This is a genomic window from Variovorax stachyos, assembly GCF_051400855.1.
Lineage (GTDB): Bacteria > Pseudomonadota > Gammaproteobacteria > Burkholderiales > Burkholderiaceae_C > Variovorax.
Genome location: NZ_JBLFFN010000001.1, coordinates 321,707 through 339,887, shown reverse-complemented (window position 1 = coordinate 339,887; position 18,181 = coordinate 321,707). Strand labels below are relative to the sequence as shown.

Sequence of the window (18,181 nt, the reverse complement as noted above, 5' to 3'; positions counted from 1 at the left end):
GGGGTCATCATGCCGGGCGCGTGGTCGGCGCCGCCGCTTTGGGCAAGCCCTTCTTCTCGAAGGAGCGCATGTTGTCGATCGACAGCCGCACCTTCTCGCTCACCGTGAGCTTGGTGTAGCGGCGCTCGCCCTCGCGGCTGAGCTCCTTCTGCAGCGCAAAGACCGACTGCGGGCGCGACAGCGGGTCGAGCGACATGCACCACTCGACCACCTCGATCAGGTTGTCCGAATAGATGCCGCGCAGGCGTGAGAGCGACAGACCGAGCCTGTCTTTTTCGATGCGCTGCGGCGCGTCGTTGGGCGGATAGCCCTGCATGCAGGCATAGATGCAGGCGCCGATGGCGTAGATGTCGGTCCAGGGGCCCATCGAGGAATCGCGGCGGTACATCTCGGGCGCCGCGAAGCCGGGCGTGTACATCGGACGGATGAAGTTGCCCTCCTTGGAGAGCACCTCGCGCGCCGCGCCGAAGTCGATCATCACGGCGCGGTCGTCATCGGTCACGAAGATGTTGGCCGGCTTGATGTCCAGGTGGAGCATCTTGTGCTGGTGCACGATCCGCAAGCCGCGCAGGATCTCGTCGAACAGCGAGCGGATGGTGGATTCGCGGAAGACCTTCTGCTTCTTGAGGTCGCGTGCCGTCACGATGAAGTCCTGCAGGGTGGCCCCCTCCAGGTAGTTCATGACCATGTAGACGGTCTCGTTCTCGCGGAAGAAGTTGAGCACGCTGACCACCGAGGCATGCGAGATCTGCGCGAGCGAACGCCCTTCCTCGAAGAAGCTCTTGAGCCCCAGGCGGTAAAGCGATAGCTTCTCGGGTGGCACCTGCGGCGCGAGTTCGCCGGTGCCGCGGGTGGCCAGCGAGGATGGGAGGTATTCCTTGATCGCAACCTGCTGGCCGCTGTGGTCGACAGCGAGGTAGACCACCCCGAACCCGCCCGCCGAGATGCGGCGCACGACGCGATAGCCGCCGATGACCGTGTCAGGCAACAAGGGCGAAGGTTTGACCTTTGACATAATCCGGGAGTTTCGCCCGAAGGCGGGAGGGCGGCAAGCGAAGGCGGTGCCGTTGTCTCGGGGCGTGCACACCAATTCAAGAGCGAGGCGCGATGCCAGTTTACAGCATGACCGGCTATGCCAGCGGCCAGACCGCCGCGGGAAGCGGTCACCCGGACCCCGAGTCGCGGACCGCCGGCGCGGGCCGGCTCGGAGTCGAGATCCGCTCGGTCAACAGCCGCTTTCTCGACCTCACATTCAAGCTGCCCGAAGAGCTGCGCCAGCACGAGCCCATGCTGCGCGAGCTGCTGACCGGTCAGCTCAAGCGCGGCAAGGTCGAATTGCGCGCGGCGATCGAGAGCGGCGCCGGAGCGGGCATCGGCGAGCCCTCGACCAAGCTGCTGCAACGGCTCAACGGCCTGCAGGACAGCATCCGTGCCTGGCTGCCCGCCGCGCGCGAGCTCAGCGTGGCCGACGTGATGCGGCTGGCGGCCGGCGACACCACCGCCCGCAGCGACTGGGGGCCGGAGCTTTCCGAACTGGCAACGAAGACGCTCAAGGGCCTGATGACCGCACGGGAGCGCGAGGGTGCTCGGCTGGCCAAGATGCTGCAGGATCACCTGGCTCAGCTGCGCGCGCTCGTGGCGCAGGCGCTGCCGCTGGTTCCCCAACTGGTCGAGCAGCAGCGCAACCGCTTCCTGGAGCGTTGGCAGGAAGCCCTGGGCGCCAGCGGCGGCACACCGCCGGAAGCCGCGCAGGATCGCGCCCTGGCCGAGGCCACGGCCTTCGCGATCCGGATCGACGTCGCGGAAGAACTCATGCGCCTGGGCTCGCATCTGGACGAAATCGAGCGGCTGGTGAAGAAGGGTGGCGAGATCGGCAAGCGCCTCGACTTCCTGATCCAGGAGCTGCATCGCGAAGCCAACACCCTCGGCTCAAAATCGGCGACGCTGGAGCTCACCCGCATTGGGGTGGACATGAAGGTGCTGATCGAGCAGATGCGCGAGCAAGTGCAGAACATCGAATAACAGGGAACAGGAAACGCGCGAATGGACTATCCCGGCAATATCTTCGTAGTCGCGGCGCCCAGCGGCGCCGGCAAGTCGAGCCTGGTCAAGGCCTTGATGGAGCTCGACTCCGCGGTACAGCCGTCGGTGTCGCACACCACACGGGCACCGCGCGGCCAGGAGAAGCATGGCCGCGAATACTTCTTTGTCCCCGATTCGGAATTCGATGCGATGGTGGCAGCCGATGCCTTCGTCGAGTGGGCCCATGTGCACGGACAGCGCTACGGCACCTCGAAGAAGGCGATCGAGGACCGCATCGCCCAAGGTGCCGACGTGATCCTGGAGATCGACTTCCAGGGGGCGATCCAGATCCGCAAGACATTTGCCAACGCCGTGATGATCTTCATACTGCCCCCAAGCTGGGAAGAACTGCGGTCCCGGCTCGAGCGGCGCGGCGAAGACAGCGCCGAGGTGATCGAGCTGCGTTTGCGGAATGCCGCCGAGGAGATGGCGCGCGCAAACGAATTCGACTTCGTTATAATCAACGAGTTATTTGAGCGCGCACTTTTCGACCTAAAGGCGATCGTCCACGCTCAGCGGCTCCGGTATTCCGCACAGCGACGCGCGCGTGCCGACACCTTCGCCGCCCTGAATATTCCTTGATCCCCGATCAGGCCTCGCCTGTAAGCCGAAAGACCTCATGGCCCGCATCACCGTCGAAGACTGCCTGCAACACATCCCGAACCGCTTCCAGCTCGTGCTGGCCGCCACCTACCGTGCGCGCATGCTGAGCCAGGGGCACGCGCCGAAGATCGAGAGCAAGAACAAGCCCGGCGTCACGGCTCTGCGGGAGATTGCCGAAGGCAAGATCGGGCTCGAAATGCTCAAGAAAGTCCCCGGCTGAGCTGACGCACACCTGCAACAAATAAGCACCGCAACGCGGTGCTTTTTTATTGCACAAAGACATCTAACCAGTCGCCAAGCTAAAGTGACAAGCATGAGCGCGGTTGTCAAGCCCCAGTCAGGTGCCCCCAAAGGCACGCCCCGGCCGAGTCCGGCGGCGCTGAATGCAGCTGCCGCCAGCTTCGCCGCGCTTACCGATCGCCTCGACTACCTGAACGCCGAGGACGTCGAGCAGGTCCGCCGCGCCTACCGTTTCGCCGACGAGGCCCACCTGGGCCAGTTGCGCAACAGCGGCGAACCCTACATCACCCACCCGATCGCAGTGGCTGCCCAGTGTGCGGAATGGAAACTCGACGCCCAGGCGCTGATGGCTGCCTTGCTGCACGACGCAATCGAGGATTGCGGAGTGACCAAGTCGGAGCTGATCGAGCGCTTCGGCGCTCCCGTCGCCGAACTGGTCGACGGTCTCACGAAGCTGGACAAGCTGCGCTTCAACACGCGCGAGGAGAACCAGGCCGAGTCCTTTCGCAAGATGCTGCTGGCCATGGCGCGGGATGTGCGCGTCATCCTGGTCAAGTTGGCAGACCGCACGCACAACATGCGGACGCTCGAAGATGCGCCCCGCGAGAAATGGGCCCGGATCTCACGCGAGACCCTCGACATCTACGCGCCGATTGCGCATCGGCTCGGCCTCAACCAGACCTACCGCGAGCTGCAGGACCTGTCCTTCCGCCACCTGCGCCCCTGGCGCTACGCGATCCTCGCGAAGGCCGTTGCCAAGGCCCGCGGCCGCCGCCGCGACCTGATCCAGAAGGTGCAGCAGGAACTGGAAACCGCGTTCGCCGCAGCCAGCATGAGCGTGCGCATCGCGGGCCGCGAGAAAACGCTCTATTCCATCTACCGCAAGATGGAAGAAAAACACCTGAGCTTCGCCCAGGTGACCGACATCTACGGCTTTCGGCTCATCGTGCCGTCGGTAATCGCCTGCTACACCGGCCTGGGCATCCTGCACCAGATGTACAAGCCGCTGCCGGGCAAGTTCAAGGACCACATCGCCATCGCGAAGCTCAACGGCTACCAGTCGCTGCACACCACGCTGGTGGGGCCGGCCGGCGTGAGCGTCGAATTCCAGCTGCGCACCGAGGCCATGCACGTTGTGGCCGAGTCCGGGGTGGCCGCCCACTGGCTCTACAAGGCGGCCGAGCCGAGCGCAGCGACAGGCGACCGGCTGGGCACCAAGTGGCTGCAGTCCCTGCTCGACATCCAGGACGAGACGCGCGACGCCGCCGAATTCTGGGACCACGTCAAGGTCGATCTCTTCCCCGACGCTGTCTACGTCTTCACGCCCAAGAGCCAGATCCTGGCGCTGCCGCGCGGCGCAACGGTGGTCGACTTCGCCTATGCCATCCACAGCAACATCGGCGACCACACTTCGGCCGCGCGCATCAACGGCGACCAGGTACCGCTGCGCACCGAGCTCAAGAACGGCGACGTGGTGGAGGTCATCACCGCACCCGTATCGACGCCCAACCCGGCGTGGCTGGGGTTCGTGCGCACCGGCCGGGCGCGCTCGAAAATCCGCCACTACCTCAAGACCCTCGCGCACGCCGAGTCAGAAGGATTGGGTGAAAAGCTGCTGGCGCAAGCTTTGCGCGCCGAGGGCCTCGGGAACCTGCCGGAGGATGACGACGAGCACCAGCAGGTCTGGGAAAAGCTCCTGCGCTTCACCGGCAACCGCACCCGCTCGGAGCTGCTGACCGACATCGGCCTGGGCAAGCGCATCGCCACCATCGTCGCCAAGCGGCTGATGGCGCTGCTGGCGGAGCGCGGCGAAAAGCCCGACGCACTGATGCTGAGCCGCGAACGCTTCACCGCACACGAGGCCGTCTCCCAAGGGGCTGTCACGCTGGACGGCAGCGAGAACTCCTCGGTCCGCTTCGCGCTGTGCTGCCGGCCTATTCCCGACGATCCGATCGTGGGCTATCTCGGCCACGGCGAAGGCCTGGTGGTGCATACCGAAGCTTGCGGCGTCGGGCAGCGCCTGCGGCACAAGGACAGCGAGCGCTTCTTCGCCGTCGAATGGGCGGACGAACCGGTGCGAACTTTCGAGACCGGCGTGGTCATCACCGTGCGCAACGACAAAGGCGTACTGGCGCGCGTCGCCGCGACGCTGGCGGATGCCGAGGCCGACATCACGCACGTGGAGATGGCGGACGAGACGCCGCAGGACTCCACCGACCTGCGCTTCGTGATCGCGGTGCGCGACCGCACCCACCTCGAGGCCGTGCTGCGAGCGGCGCGGCGCACGCCGTCCGTGCTCGCTGCTGCGCGGACCGTTTCGGCGCCCTGAGCCTCAGCCCGCCGCGGACGATGGCGGCGGATAGCTGACCGACAGCACCTCGATCTCGTGCACGCCCCCAGGGGTCGCGAGCTTGACCACATCGCCTTCACGCGCCTTCAGCAGCACCCTGGCGATCGGGGAAATCCAGCTCACCTGCCCGTGCGCGCTGTCGGCTTCGTCGATTCCCATGATGGTCAGCTCCCGCTCGTCGCCAGTCTCGTCCGCATAGCGCACAGTGGCACCGAAAAAGATCTGGTCGCGGCCATGGTGGACCGAGGGGTCCGTCACCTCGGCCACCTCGAGCCGCTTGGTCAGGAAGCGAATGCGGCGGTCGATCTCGCGCAAGCGCTTCTTCCCATAGAGGTAGTCGCCGTTCTCGGATCGATCGCCATTCTTGGCCGCCCAGTGAACCGCCTCGACCACCTTGGGCCGCTCGACGTCCATCAATTCGAGCAACTCGTCGCGCAGACGCGCATAGCCTTGGGGGGTGATGTAGTTCTTGCCCCCGACGGGAAGCGCCGGTATGCCGGCCGTGCCGTCATCGTCGTCGTCCGCGTCGTTCTCTTTGGTGAATGCCTTGCTCATGGCCTGAAGCTCCAAAGGAAAAATGCCTGCAACTTTCGTTGCAGGCATTCTTGATGGTGGTGCGGCTGGCAGGATTCGAACCCACGACCCCTTGGTTCGTAGCCAAGTACTCTATCCAACTGAGCTACAGCCGCACAGCTTGCGAGTATAGCATGCACCCAGCGGCTGTTTCCCGGACGCAATGCATGCGGTGGTAGGCCGTGATGGGCTTGAACCATCGACCAACGGATTATGAGTCCGCTGCTCTAACCAGCTGAGCTAACGGCCCGCGCAGTCGGGATTCTAGTGGGCAGCTCGCCCTTCCCTATTTGCGGTGGCTCAGCGCGTTGGTAACCAGCTTCGACGTGATGTCGACGATCTGGATCATGCGCTCGTAAGGCATGCGCGTCGGCCCGATGACGCCCAGCGTTCCGACTACCTCGCCGTCGACCTCATAGTTCGCGCTGACGATCGAGAGATCGTCGAAGGGCACGACCTGACTTTCCCCGCCGATGAAGATGCGCACGCCCTCGGCCTTGCTCGAGACGTCGAGCAGCCGAAGCAGCTGCGCCTTCTGCTCGAAGAGCTCGAAGGCTCGGCGCAGGTGGCTCATGTCGCTGGAGAAATCGGTGACCGACAGCAGGTTGCGCTCGCCCGCGATCACCACTTCGTCCTGCGCCTCCGTCAGCACCTCTGAACTGACCTGCACCGCCGCCTGCATCAGCGCCGCAATCTCTCCGCGCAGCTGCTCCATTTCGGACTGCAGCCGGTCGCGCACCTGTTCGATCGACAGGCCGGCGAAATGCGCATTGATGTAATTCGAGGCTTCCACCAGTTGCGACTGCGAGTAATCGACCTCGGGAAAGATCACGCGGTTCTGCACGTCGCCGTCGGGCGAGACGATGATCACCAGCAGCCGGCGATCCGACAGCCGCAGGAATTCGATCTGCCGGAAAACCGAGGCGCGGCGCGGCGCCATTACCACGCCGACGAACTGCGACAGGTTCGAGAGCAAATGGGCCGCATTGGCTATCACCTTCTGCGGCTGGTCGGGCGGCAGGCTGGGCGCCGCGAACTGCTCGCGCTGCGCCGTCAGCATGGTGTCGACGAACAGACGGTAACCCCGCGCCGTCGGAATGCGACCCGCCGAGGTGTGGGGACTGGCAATGAGCCCGAGCGCCTCCAGATCGGACATGACGTTGCGAATAGTCGCAGGCGACAGGTCGAGCCCCGAAGCCCGGGAGAGCGTACGGGAGCCCACCGGTTGCCCTTCGGCGATATAGCGCTCGACCAGTGTCTTGAGCAGCAACTTGGCGCGATCGTCCAGCATTGAAAGATTTTAGTGTTGTAATTTACCGATGACATCCAGCTTCCGGCGCGTTGCATTGATCGGCAAGTACCAGGCCTCTGGCGCGCGGGCGCCGGCCGGTGCGCTGGATGAGGTCATGGAGGGCATCGGTGCCTTTCTCGAAGCCCAGGGCTGCGAGGTCTTCGTCGAGCAGCCGGACGAAGGCGAGCCGGCGCAGACCCGCTACGCCGCCCTGTCGGTCGAGGAGATCGGACGGCAATGCGACCTGGGCCTGGTGGTGGGCGGCGACGGCACGATGCTCGGCATCGGCCGCCAACTCGCATGCTACGGCCTGCCGCTGATCGGCATCAACCGCGGGCGCCTGGGTTTCATTACCGACATCGCGCTGAACGACTACCAGACCACGCTGATTCCGATGCTGGCTGGCGACTACGAGGAAGACCACCGCAGCCTCATGAAGGCGAATGTGGTGCGCAAAGGCGCCTCGGTGTTCAATGCGCTTGCGATGAACGACGTGGTCGTCAACCGCGGCGCCACCTCGGGCATGGTGGAACTGCGGGTTTCGGTGGGCCATCACTTCGTCGCCAACCATCGCGCCGACGGCATGATCATCGCGTCGCCTACCGGCTCCACCGCCTACGCACTGTCTGCCGGCGGCCCGCTGCTGCATCCGGCCGTGCCGGGCTGGGTGATGGTGCCGATCGCACCGCACTCGCTTTCCAACCGCCCGATCCTGCTGCCGGACGCGGACGAGGTCTCGATCGAGCTGGTCGGCGGCCGCGACGCGAGCGCCAATTTCGACATGCAGTCGCTGGCAACCATGGCCATCGGCGACCAGATCGTGGTGCGGCGCTCCGAGTACCGTGTGCGCTTCCTGCACCCCCGCGGCTGGAGCTATTTCGATACGCTGCGCAAGAAACTTCACTGGAACGAAGGAGGTTCCTGATCCATGAGCCGCACGGCCGCCCCGAAGGCGAATAGCACCGTAGCCGAAGGCGAAGCTACTCCAGTGAGCCCGAACGCTCGACCTGTCCGTCGCCCCTCGCAGGCGCACTCTGCGCACTTCGGCATTCCAGGCGAGCATTGACATGGCACTGCGACGCATCGCCCTGCGCGATTTCGTGATCGTGCGCGCGCTCGAACTCGATCTGGCAGCCGGCTTCACCGTGCTGACCGGCGAAACCGGCGCCGGCAAGTCGATCCTGATCGACGCCCTGCAATTGGCACTCGGCAATCGCGCGGACGCCGGTGCGGTGCGCGAAGGCGCGGAACGCCTCGACGTCAGCGCCGAGTTCGACGCCGAGCCCACCCTCGCCGCCTGGCTGGACGAAGGCGGCTTCGATACCGGCGATGCGCTCTTGCTGCGCCGGACGGTCGATCTCCAAGGCCGCAGCCGCGGCTGGATCAACGGCAGCCCGGCCACCGCGACGCAATTGCGTGAACTCGGCGACCGGCTGCTCGACATTCACGGTCAGCATGCCTGGCAAAGCCTGACGCGCCCCGAGGCCGTGCGGGGACTGCTCGACGCCTATGCCGGCGCCGAAGACGCGGTTGCCGCGCTCGCCCAGGCCTGGCAAGGGTGGCGCCACGCCATCGCGGCGCTGGACAAGGCACGCTCGGCCCAGGATTCGCTGCAGCGCGAGCGCGAACGCCTCCAGTGGCAGGTGGGGGAAGTCATGAAGCTGGCGCCGGGCGCCGACGAGTGGGAAGAGCTCTCGGCCAGCCACACCCGCATCTCCAACGCGCAGGCGCTCATCCACGCCGCGGAAGCCGCCTGCGGCGCGCTGGAAGACGACGAGAGCGGCGCGCTGGCGGCACTGAGCCGGGCCGTCACGCTGCTGCAAAACTGCGAGCATATCGAGCCGGCCTTCAAGGAATTGGGGGAAGTGCTGGCCTCCAGTGTGGCCCAGGCCTCCGATGCCGCGCATTCCCTGCACGGCTATCTGCGCCAGGCCGACACCGACCCGCAACGGCTCGCCGAGCTGGACGAGCGGATGGGCCTGTGGATGTCGCTCGCCCGTCGCTACAAGCGCACGCCGGCCGAGCTGCCCTCGCTGCTCGCGAGCTGGCAGTCCGAGCTGCAGGCGCTGGATGCCCAAGGCGACCTGGAAGCACTGGAGCGCGCCGAGCAGGCCGCGCAACAGGCCTACATGAAGGAGGCCGGGGCGCTGAGCAAGGCACGCAAGCAGGCCGCCCCGCGGCTGGCGAAGGCGGTGACGCAGGCCATGCAGGGCCTCGGCATGCAGGGCGGGCGCTTCGAAGTCTCGCTGGACGCGCTCGCCGAACCCGCCCGCCATGGGCTCGAGGACGTCGCCTTCCTGGTCGCCGGCCACCCGGGCAGCACGCCACGCGCGATCGGCAAGGTGGCCTCCGGAGGTGAGCTCTCGCGCATTGCGCTGGCGATCGCGGTCACCACCAGTCAGCTCGGGGCCGCCCAGACCCTGATCTTCGACGAGGTCGATGCCGGCGTCGGCGGCGCCGTGGCCGAGACCGTCGGCCGCCTCATGAAGCAGTTGGGCCGCGATCGCCAGGTGCTGGCAGTCACCCATCTGCCGCAAGTGGCCGCGTGCGCCGATCACCACCTGCTGGTGGCCAAGCAGCAAACTAGCGCGAAGGGCCAGGGCGGCATCCGGACCGAGAGCAGCGTGTCGGTGCTCGACGACGACACCCGCACCCGCGAGATCGCCCGCATGCTGGGCGGCGAGCGCGTCTCGCAGACCTCGCTCGCACATGCGCGAGAAATGCTGGGCAAGAAGGCGCCGGAGGTTTCGGCATGAGCAGCACGGCCGCTCCGAAGGCGAACAGCACCGCAGCAGAAGGCGAACGTGCTCCGGTGAGCCTGGAACTGGTGCTGATCACCGGCATGTCCGGCTCGGGTAAGTCCGTCGCCCTGCACGCGCTCGAAGACGCAGGCTACTACTGCGTCGACAACCTGCCGCCCGAGCTCCTCATGCCCTTCGTGGCCTTGCAGCGCGAGCAGCAGGCGGGACGGGTGGCGATCGCGATGGATGTACGCAGCGGCGTCTCGCTGCCGCTGGTGCCGCAACAGCTCGAGCGGCTGCGCAACGAAGGCGTGTCGCTGCGCTCGTTGTTTCTCGACTCGACCACCGACGCGCTGGTGCGCCGCTATTCGGAAACCCGCCGTCGCCATCCCCTGTCGCGCCACGATGGCCGCACGGATGCGCCGGAACAGCAGCGCGTGCTGATGCAGGCCATCGAGCTCGAGCGCGAGTTGCTGGCCGAGCTGCGCGACGGTGCGGACGTGATCGACACCAGCCTCATCCGGCCGGCGCAGCTGCAGAGCTACGTCAAGGCGCTGATTGCCGCGCCCGAAAGCGCGCTCACGCTGGTGTTCGAATCCTTTGCCTTCAAGCGCGGCGTGCCCCTCGACGCCGACTACGTGTTCGATGTGCGCATGCTCCCCAACCCGCACTACGTGCCGACGCTGCGGCCCTTGACCGGCCGGGACGCGCCCGTGATCGAGTGGCTGCGCGAGCACGACGATGTCGCCCGCATGCAAGGGGACATCGAGCAGTTCCTGGATCGCTGGCTCGATGCGTTGGCACGCGACCATCGCAGCTACGTGACAGTGGCGATCGGGTGCACCGGCGGGCAGCACCGCTCGGTCTTCCTGGTTGAACAGCTGGCCCGCGGCTTCGGCACACGCTGGGCCGCCCTCAAGCGGCATCGCGAGCTGGACGCCTTGAGCTAGTCGCTGGCTGCGAGCAGCTTGCGCACCGGCGCCGGCAGGCCGAGCACCGGCCATTCGCCGGCCTCGAACCAGCTCCCCGACCCGGTCGGCGGGCGCTCGGCCGCATACGCCACGGACACGGGGTGCAGGTGCAGGTCCTTGTGCGTGAGCACGTGCAGGAAGGCCGGGTCGTCCTGCGCCACCCAGCGCGCGTCGGGCGCGAGCTCGTCCATCAGCAAGGCGCGGCTCTCGTAGACCGGCAGGCAGTAGAGGCCGGCCCAGATCCCACGCGACGGGCGCTTCTCCAGCCACACGCGCCCCTTCGAGTCGAGCGCCTTCAGCATCCACAGCGATTGCGCGCTGCGCCGCAGCTTGCGCGTCTTGACCGGAAAGCGCTCCGGCGCGCCCCCCCGCCGGCCCACGCACAGCTCGCTGGCCGGGCAGATCATGCAGCTGGGCTTGCGCGGCAGACAGACGGTCGCGCCCAGGTCCATCAGGCCCTGCGTGTAGTGGGCGATGGCACCCCGCTGGGGGGGCGGCGGCAGCAGTTCCGTCGCCAGGGCCCACAGTGCCTTCTCCTGCGCGGCGGATGCCAGATCGCCTTCGAAGCCCAGTACCCGCGTCAGCACGCGCTTCACGTTCCCGTCGAGGATCGCGACCCGTTCGCCGAAGCAGAAAGCAGCAATGGCGGCGGCGGTCGAACGGCCGATGCCCGGCAGCGTCTGCAGCTCGGCGGCGGTGCGTGGAAAGGCGCCGCCGAAGCGCGATACCACGTCCTGGGCGCACCGGTGCATGTTGCGCGCGCGGCTGTAGTAGCCCAGGCCGCTCCACAGGCCCAGCACCTCGTCCTCGCTGCCGGCGGCCAAGGCCTGCACTGTCGGAAAGCGCTGGAGAAAGCGGGCGAAATAGCCCAGCACGGTGGAGACCTGGGTCTGCTGGAGCATGACTTCGGACAGCCACACGCGGTAGGGATCCTGGGTGTTCTGCCACGGTAGCTCGCTGCGTCCATGGCTGTGCTGCCACGCCACGACGCGAGCGGCGAAGTCCGCCGGCAGCCCCTGGGCCGCCGATTTCCGACCTTCAAGCGGCACTGAGTTCGCCGCGCGCGGCAGCCGCTGAGGGCGCCTCGTTGCTCGTCAGCAGCGCCGTGAACTCGCGCAGGCGCACGTGCAGCTCGGCCAGGCCCGCCTCCTGGACGGCGAGTTCGGCCAGGCGCTCGTCAAGGTTGCCCGCGGCACTCTGGATACGCTCGATCGCCTCGATGCGCTTGGTGAAATTGCGGCGCCGTTCCTTGAGCTGCGTGTCGAGCTGGGCGCCGGCGCCTTTGCTCCAGCGCTCCACCTCGGTCATGGCCGCTTCGTTCACCACCCGCAACCGGCTGGCCAACGCGCGCACGAGCTTGTCGCAGAAGTCGGGTTGCGCCAGCTTCAGCACGTTGCCGATGCCGAGGTAGTGGATGTGGCTGCGCTCGATCTGGCTCAGTTGCTCCTGGAAGCCCGTCAGGTCGGGCTCGGCCGGCGCCTGCAGCGCAAAGCCATGCTCGGCATTGAGCTGGCGGAAGGTGGCGTGCAGCATCGACTGGATCTCGGCGGTGGTCGCCTGCACCTCGCGCAGGTTGTTGCGCAGCGCGTCGAAGGTCGCACCGTACACCTTGCGCACGTTGAACTTGATGCCGGGCCGCTTCAGAGCGGAGGACAGGCGAGCCATGTCGGCCTTGAGCGCAGTGCTGCCCAGCACCGCGTACACCTCGCGCAGCAGCTTGCCTTGCACCGAGCGCAGCGCCAGGATGCGGGTGTTGCTGCCCTCGAACTCGGCCTGCTCCTGCTCGATGCGGGTACGCATGTGGCGGATGACCGACACGTTCTTGCCGCGCAGGCCCTGCAGCTCGAGCGCCTGCTCCGACAGGTCGCGCTGGCGCACCTTGAGGATGCGCGCCGCCTCGGCCTGCAAGGCCGAGATGCCGGCGTCCACCGCCAGCCGCAGCATGCGCTCACGCTTGCCGAGCAGGCCCTCGCCCAGTACGGATTCAAGTGCAGGCAGGCGACTCGCCTGCAGCAACGGCACGTCGCGGCGGATCTTCGCCTGCAGACCCTTTTGCGCCGACACCGGAAGCACCTGCGTGAGCGGCACGCCCAGCAGCTCGGCGGCGCCCTTGCGCTGACGCTGGATCTGGGCATCGATCTGGGCCGGCGTGCTCAGCGTGTCCCACATGGTGTCGATCTTGTTGAGCACCACGATGCGGGTCTCGCCCGGATCGCCCTCGGTGATCAGGTGCTCACGCCAGATGGCGAGGTCGGAGCGGGTCACGCCCGTGTCAGCGGCGAGGATGAAGACCACGGCGTGGGCCTGCGGAATCAGGCTCACCGTCAGCTCGGGCTCGGCGCCGATGGCGTTGAGGCCGGGTGTGTCGAGGATCACCAGGCCCTGCTCGAGCAGCGGGTGCGGCATGTTCAGCAGCGCGTGGCGCCAGCGGGGAATCTCGACCTGCCCCGCGCCATCGGGCACGGGATTGTCGTCGGGCGATTCATCGCTCCAGAAGCCCAACGCGCGCGCCTCGGCCAGCGGAACGCGCCGGACCTCGGCCACCTTGTTCATAGTCTGCGAGAGCTGCTCGGCGTCCTCGACGTCGATGGGGATCTCGGTCCAGTGCTCGGGCTTGTCGCGCCAATGAGCGAGCGAATGCGGCTCCAGCCGGGTTTTGATCGGCAAGAGCCTCAAGCAGGGAGCAACGCCTGGGTCGTAGCCCAGCTCGGTCGGGCACATCGTCGTGCGCCCCGCACTTGCCGGCATGATGCGGCGGCCGTAAGCGGCAAAGAAGATCGCGTTGATCAGTTCGGACTTGCCGCGCGAGAACTCGGCCACGAAAGCGACCATGACCTTGCTGGTGCGCATTTGCGATTCGAGCTCGCGCAGCCGCTCCGCCACGCTCTGGTCGAGCAGCTCGTTTTCGTCGAGCCAGCGGGCCAGCCATTTGAGGCGGTGCGCGAAGTTGCGCCGCCAGGCGCCGTGCTGGTCGAATTGCTGATTGAATGAGCGAGTCAAGGGTGTGTAAGGGTTGCTTACAAATATTAGCACCCGGGTGGCGCTGGCGTCCCAGTAGTCTGCCGGGCTTTCAGTACTTTTGGCAGTTCGGGCAGAAATATGTCGAACGCTGGCCCTGGCGCACTTGCCGCACGGGGGTGGCGCAGACCCGGCAGGGCTCGCCGGCGCGTCCGTAGACGGTCGCCTCCAGCTGGAAATAGCCGCTCTGCCCGTCGATGTTGGAGAAATCGCGCAGGGTGCTGCCGCCGCGCTCGACCGCCCGCGCCAGGATCTCCCGCACCGCCGCATGCAGCCGCGCCGCGCGCGGACGGCTGATGCGGGCAGCGGACAAGCTCGGACGGATGCCGGCCAGAAACAGCGCCTCGGAGGCGTAGATGTTGCCCACGCCCACCACCACGTCGCCGGCCAGCAATACCTGCTTGATCGACGCCTTGCGCCGTCGCAGGCCCGCATGGAAACGATCGAGGTCGAAAGACGTATCCAGGGGCTCCATCCCGAGCCCGCCCAGCAGCTTGATCGCCTGCGGCGTTGCCTCGTCCTCCACATAGACTACCGCGCCGAAGCGCCGCGGATCGTTGAGCCGCAGGATCCCGCGGCTGGTCACCATGTCGAAATGATCGTGCACGCCAGGCGCGGGCAGCAGGGTGTCGAAGCGCAGGCTGCCAGACATGCCCAGATGCATCAGCAGCAGGCCCGAGTCCATGTCGATCAGAAGGTACTTGCCGCGCCTGCGCACGGCCCGCACCGTGCGCCCCACCAGCATCGCAGGCTCCGTCGCGAGGGCCCAGCGCAGCGGCTTGCCCAAGCGCACGGCTTCGATGCGCGCGCCCGCGATCCGTTCGGCGAAGCCGAGTCGCGTCACTTCAACTTCGGGTAGTTCTGGCATGGAGAAAGGCCGACATGAAAACAAGGCGAGATCGAAGCCCCTGCGGCCATGGCTTGAAAACCTTGGATTATTATGGCTCGATGACCCCTTCGCTCCGCCGATCCCGCCTTGCGGCGGCCGCGCTCTTGGCCTTCCTCTCTCTGGCCGCGCAGGCGCAGCCCCAAACACCCGCGCCGGCAGCACCGACCAGCCCAGCCCCCCTCATCGAACCAGCGGCACCGCCCATGACGACCGCTGCGGCCGCCGCACAGCGCGCGGAGAAGGCGCAAGCCTCGGCGATGACGGCCGAGCTCTTCTATGAAGTGCTGATGGGTGAGCTGACGGCGCGCTCGGGCGACCCGGGCTCGGGCTATGCGCTGGTGCTGGACGCGGCGCGCCGTTCGCGCGACGCCAAGCTGTTTCAGCGTGCCGTGGAAATCGCCCTCCAGGCACGCTCAGGCGATGCCGCACTTGCTGCGACGCGCGCCTGGAAGGAAAGCCTGCCCCAATCGCGCGAGGCGCGACGCTTCGAGCTGCAGATCCTTATCGCGCTGAACCGGATCAGCGAGACCGTCGAGCCACTGAAGGCCGAGCTGGCGGCTACGCCGCAAGTGGAACGGCCTTTCCTGATGGCTGTCATCGCGCGCCACTATGCCCGGGCCGCCGACAAGAAGCTGGCCGTATCGGTTGTCGAGCAGGCGCTGGCAGAGGAACTCACGAGTCCGGCCACCGGCGGCGCCGCATGGGCCACGGTTGGCCGCCTGCGACTGGCGGCAGGTGATGCAGCCGGCGCACTGGAAGCGGCGCGCAAAGGCCAGGAGATCGATCCCTCGGCCGACGGACCGGCAATGCTGGCCCTGGAACTGGTGGATCCCGCCCAGCCAGAGGCCGAGGCGCTGGTCAAGCGTTACCTGGCCGGACCCAAGGTCCAGCCGGAGATGCGCATTGCCTACGCCCGCGTGCTGGTAGAAGGCCGCCGCTATACCGATGCCACCGCCGAACTCGCCGCGCTGACCGCGGCGCGTCCTGAGCTCCCCGAACCCTGGCTGCTCCTGGGTAGCCTGCAGACCCAGGCACGTCAGGACGCAGCGGCCGAAGCCTCGCTCAAGCGCTACGTCGCCATGGCCGACACGCAGGCCGATGCCGAAACGCGCGGCCGGGGCCAGACCCAGGCCTTCCTGCTGCTGGCGCAGCTGGCAGAACGCCGCAAGGACTTCGTCGGGGCCGAGCACTGGCTGTCGCGTATCGACAGCACCGAAGACCTGGCAGGCGCACAGACACGACGCGCTGCGCTGCTGGCGCGCCAGGGCAAGCTGCCGCAGGCCCGTGAGCTGGTCCGGGCCCTGCCGGAGCGCACCGAGGAAGACAAGAAGCAGAAGTTCATGGCCGAGGTCCAGCTGCTGCGCGATGCCAAGCAGTACCAGGCCGCATACGACATGCTGGCGCAGGCCAGCTCGGCCAAGCCCGAGGACACGGACCTCATCTACGACAAGGCGATGGTCGCCGAGAAGCTGAACCGCCTCGACGAAATGGAGCGCCTGCTGCGCCGCCTGATCGAGCTCAAGCCCGACAACCAGAACGCCTACAACGCGCTCGGCTACTCGCTTGCCGATCGCAAGATCCGCCTGGAGGAAGCGCGCACGCTGATCAAGAAGGCCGTGCAGCTCGCACCCGAGGACCCCTTCATCGCCGACAGTCTTGGCTGGGTCGAGTTCAGGCTGGGCAACACCGACGAAGCCATGCGCATCCTCGAGGCCGCCTACAAGCGCCGGCCCGACCCGGAAATCGGGGCGCATCTGGGCGAGGTCCTGTGGGTCAAGGGCCAGCGCGATCGCGCCATGTCGATCTGGAAAGAAGCCTTGTTGGTCGACTCGGAGAACGAGACCTTACAGGAGACGCTCAAGCGTCTGCGCGTGAAGCTTTGAAGCGTCGTCTCGCCCTGTGCGCTGGCTGGGCCGGCCTCCTGCTGGCCGCGGGTTGTGCCAGCCCCGGAGGCCCGCTGAAGGGCGCAGACGCAGGACAGGCCTGGAGCGGCAGGCTTTCGCTGCGCGTCGACAGCGAGCCGGTGCAAACCTTCTCGGCACTGTTCGAGCTGCGCGGCGCCCCTCAGGCAGGCGAGCTCGTCCTCACGAGTCCGATCGGCAACACGCTGGCGCAACTGCATTGGGCCCCTGGTGAGGCACTGCTGAAGAACGGCAGCGAGACGCGGCGCTTCGACTCGGTAGACGCGCTGATCGAGGCCGCGACCGGCGCCGTCATCCCCGTGGCCGCGCTGTTCGGCTGGCTGGCAGGGCGTGAGGACCGGGTGCCCGGCTGGCGGCCGGACCTGTCCCGGATCGGCGACGGCCGCCTGCAGGCCACGCGCGAGTCACCGCAGCCGCGAGCAGATCTGCGAATCGTTTTCGAACGCGCATGAAGGCGCTCTACGACCTGCCCGCGCCGGCCAAGCTCAACCTCTTTCTGCACATCACCGGTCGGCGTGCGGACGGCTACCACCTGCTGCAGTCGGTGTTCATGCTGATCGACTGGTGCGACACCCTGCACGTGGAGAAGCGCAGCGACGGCCGCGTGACGCGCGAAGACCTCACGACACCGCTGCCGGAAGATGACCTGGTGCTGCGCGCCGCCAAGGCACTCCAGGCTTTTGCCGGAACGGCCGAAGGCGCCCACATCGGCGTCGCCAAGGGAGTGCCGGCGCAGGCCGGCATGGGCGGCGGCTCGTCGGACGCAGCCACCTGCCTGCTGGCGCTCAATCGTCTTTGGGGCCTGGATCTGCCGTTGTCGAAACTCGAGGAGATCGGCCTTGCGCTGGGGGCCGACGTGCCCTTCTTCCTGCGCGGGCGCAACGCCTGGGTCGAAGGCATCGGCGAGCAGATCACGCCGATCGAGCTGCCGCCTGGCCGGTTCATCGTCGTCAAGCCCCCTCAGGGCCTGGACACGCGTCTTATTTTTGCAGCGCCGGAACTTCAACGCGCCACACCCGCTGCTATAATTTCTGGCTTTGCTGCACATGCCGGGCGCAACGGGGGCGAGATCAAGAGTCTCGACTTCGGTCGCAACGATCTGCAGCCGGTCGCCGAAAGGCTCTGTCCCGCGGTCACCGACGCCATCGAGTGGCTCGGTAGCCAGGGACTCGAGGCTCGCATGACCGGTTCGGGGAGTTCGGTATTTGCGGTGATGCCGCATGACGTGGAACTGGCCGATGCGCCCTCGGGCTGGCAGCTTCGCAAGTGCAGCAATCTGGCCATCCATCCCCTGGCGGGGTGGGCGGTCTAGAAAGTCAGAGCGCTTTTTGTGGTCTGATGCGACATATATCGGTGGGTGGCTCTGGCCGCCAACCCGTGTAGGGGAGTCGCCAAGCTGGTTAAGGCACTGGATTTTGATTCCAGCATGCAAAGGTTCGAATCCTTTCTCCCCTGCCAAATCTTCACGTTCACGAGAGTAATGGCGGCCCCTCAAACGGGC

Annotated in this window: 16 protein-coding genes and 3 tRNA genes; 11 read left to right on the top strand and 8 right to left on the bottom strand. The window is 66.9% G+C overall.

Annotated features, from left to right (window positions below):
- Positions 1-7 precede the first annotated feature (7 nt).
- Positions 8-1,015, bottom strand: coding sequence for a serine/threonine protein kinase (locus tag ACMGEZ_RS01665; RefSeq protein ID WP_068681569.1), 1,008 nt, complete (start codon positions 1,013-1,015; stop codon positions 8-10).
- Between the two features lie 92 nt (positions 1,016-1,107).
- Between ACMGEZ_RS01665 and ACMGEZ_RS01660 the strand changes: the two genes are divergently transcribed.
- The 4 genes from ACMGEZ_RS01660 to ACMGEZ_RS01645 all read left to right on the top strand — a co-directional run bounded on the left by ACMGEZ_RS01660 (position 1,108) and on the right by ACMGEZ_RS01645 (position 5,254).
- Positions 1,108-2,022, top strand: coding sequence for a YicC/YloC family endoribonuclease (locus ACMGEZ_RS01660; protein ID WP_436820500.1), 915 nt, complete (start codon positions 1,108-1,110; stop codon positions 2,020-2,022).
- Between the two features lie 21 nt (positions 2,023-2,043).
- On the top strand, positions 2,044-2,664 hold the full coding sequence (gene gmk / locus ACMGEZ_RS01655) for a guanylate kinase (protein WP_436820499.1): 621 nt from the start codon (positions 2,044-2,046) through the stop codon (positions 2,662-2,664).
- A 37-nt stretch (positions 2,665-2,701) separates the two neighbouring features.
- Positions 2,702-2,905 carry a DNA-directed RNA polymerase subunit omega gene (rpoZ, locus tag ACMGEZ_RS01650; protein WP_028249368.1) on the top strand — a complete coding sequence of 68 codons (204 nt, stop codon included), beginning with the start codon at positions 2,702-2,704 and terminating at the stop codon, positions 2,903-2,905.
- 93 nt (positions 2,906-2,998) lie between these two features.
- Positions 2,999-5,254, top strand: a complete 2,256-nt coding sequence (locus ACMGEZ_RS01645) for a RelA/SpoT family protein (protein ID WP_436820498.1) — start codon at positions 2,999-3,001, stop codon at positions 5,252-5,254.
- 3 nt (positions 5,255-5,257) lie between these two features.
- On the opposite strand, the gene greB is transcribed toward ACMGEZ_RS01645, so the two are convergent.
- The 4 genes from greB to hrcA form a co-directional block, all read right to left on the bottom strand.
- Complete coding sequence (gene greB / locus ACMGEZ_RS01640; RefSeq protein ID WP_436820497.1) at positions 5,258-5,830, bottom strand: transcription elongation factor GreB; 573 nt, start codon at positions 5,828-5,830, stop codon at positions 5,258-5,260.
- A 57-nt stretch (positions 5,831-5,887) separates the two neighbouring features.
- Positions 5,888-5,964 (bottom strand) — tRNA-Arg (locus tag ACMGEZ_RS01635).
- A gap of 57 nt (positions 5,965-6,021) precedes the next feature.
- A tRNA-Ile gene (locus ACMGEZ_RS01630) sits at positions 6,022-6,098 on the bottom strand.
- 36 nt (positions 6,099-6,134) lie between these two features.
- Entirely contained in the window at positions 6,135-7,139 is a 1,005-nt protein-coding gene (gene hrcA / locus ACMGEZ_RS01625; RefSeq protein ID WP_436820496.1) for a heat-inducible transcriptional repressor HrcA, read from the bottom strand.
- A gap of 28 nt (positions 7,140-7,167) precedes the next feature.
- Between hrcA and ACMGEZ_RS01620 the strand changes: the two genes are divergently transcribed.
- The 3 genes from ACMGEZ_RS01620 to rapZ all read left to right on the top strand — a co-directional run bounded on the left by ACMGEZ_RS01620 (position 7,168) and on the right by rapZ (position 10,830).
- Positions 7,168-8,064, top strand: a complete 897-nt coding sequence (locus ACMGEZ_RS01620) for an NAD kinase (protein ID WP_436820495.1) — start codon at positions 7,168-7,170, stop codon at positions 8,062-8,064.
- Positions 8,065-8,206: 142 nt separating this feature from the next.
- Positions 8,207-9,895, top strand: coding sequence for a DNA repair protein RecN (gene recN, locus ACMGEZ_RS01615; RefSeq protein WP_436820494.1), 1,689 nt, complete (start codon positions 8,207-8,209; stop codon positions 9,893-9,895).
- 56 nt (positions 9,896-9,951) lie between these two features.
- The gene (gene rapZ, locus ACMGEZ_RS01610; protein ID WP_436820806.1) at positions 9,952-10,830 is read left to right on the top strand and encodes an RNase adapter RapZ; all 879 of its coding nucleotides are present in this window, start codon (positions 9,952-9,954) and stop codon (positions 10,828-10,830) included.
- Here rapZ and mutY read toward each other — a convergent pair.
- The 3 genes from mutY to mutM form a co-directional block, all read right to left on the bottom strand.
- Positions 10,827-11,900, bottom strand: a complete 1,074-nt coding sequence (gene mutY, locus ACMGEZ_RS01605; RefSeq protein ID WP_436820493.1) for an A/G-specific adenine glycosylase — start codon at positions 11,898-11,900, stop codon at positions 10,827-10,829. The genes rapZ and mutY overlap by 4 nt on opposite strands.
- Positions 11,890-13,851, bottom strand: coding sequence for a dynamin family protein (locus tag ACMGEZ_RS01600; protein WP_436820492.1), 1,962 nt, complete (start codon positions 13,849-13,851; stop codon positions 11,890-11,892). The genes mutY and ACMGEZ_RS01600 overlap by 11 nt, the downstream gene beginning before the upstream one ends.
- Before the next feature lie 70 nt (positions 13,852-13,921).
- A complete protein-coding gene (gene mutM / locus ACMGEZ_RS01595) occupies positions 13,922-14,737 on the bottom strand; it encodes a bifunctional DNA-formamidopyrimidine glycosylase/DNA-(apurinic or apyrimidinic site) lyase (protein WP_436820491.1) in 816 nt (271 codons plus the stop codon).
- A gap of 80 nt (positions 14,738-14,817) precedes the next feature.
- On the opposite strand from mutM, the gene ACMGEZ_RS01590 reads away from it, so the two are divergent.
- The 4 genes from ACMGEZ_RS01590 to ACMGEZ_RS01575 all read left to right on the top strand — a co-directional run bounded on the left by ACMGEZ_RS01590 (position 14,818) and on the right by ACMGEZ_RS01575 (position 18,138).
- A complete protein-coding gene (locus ACMGEZ_RS01590; protein ID WP_436820490.1) occupies positions 14,818-16,641 on the top strand; it encodes a tetratricopeptide repeat protein in 1,824 nt (607 codons plus the stop codon).
- The gene (locus ACMGEZ_RS01585; RefSeq protein WP_436820489.1) at positions 16,638-17,132 is read left to right on the top strand and encodes a lipoprotein insertase outer membrane protein LolB; all 495 of its coding nucleotides are present in this window, start codon (positions 16,638-16,640) and stop codon (positions 17,130-17,132) included. The genes ACMGEZ_RS01590 and ACMGEZ_RS01585 overlap by 4 nt, the downstream gene beginning before the upstream one ends.
- Positions 17,129-17,992: a 4-(cytidine 5'-diphospho)-2-C-methyl-D-erythritol kinase gene (ispE, locus tag ACMGEZ_RS01580; RefSeq protein WP_436820488.1), complete on the top strand. Its 864-nt coding sequence runs from the start codon at positions 17,129-17,131 to the stop codon at positions 17,990-17,992. Before ACMGEZ_RS01585 ends, ispE begins: the two co-directional genes overlap by 4 nt.
- 69 nt (positions 17,993-18,061) lie before the next feature.
- Positions 18,062-18,138, top strand: a tRNA-Gln gene (locus tag ACMGEZ_RS01575).
- Positions 18,139-18,181: the final 43 nt, after the last annotated feature.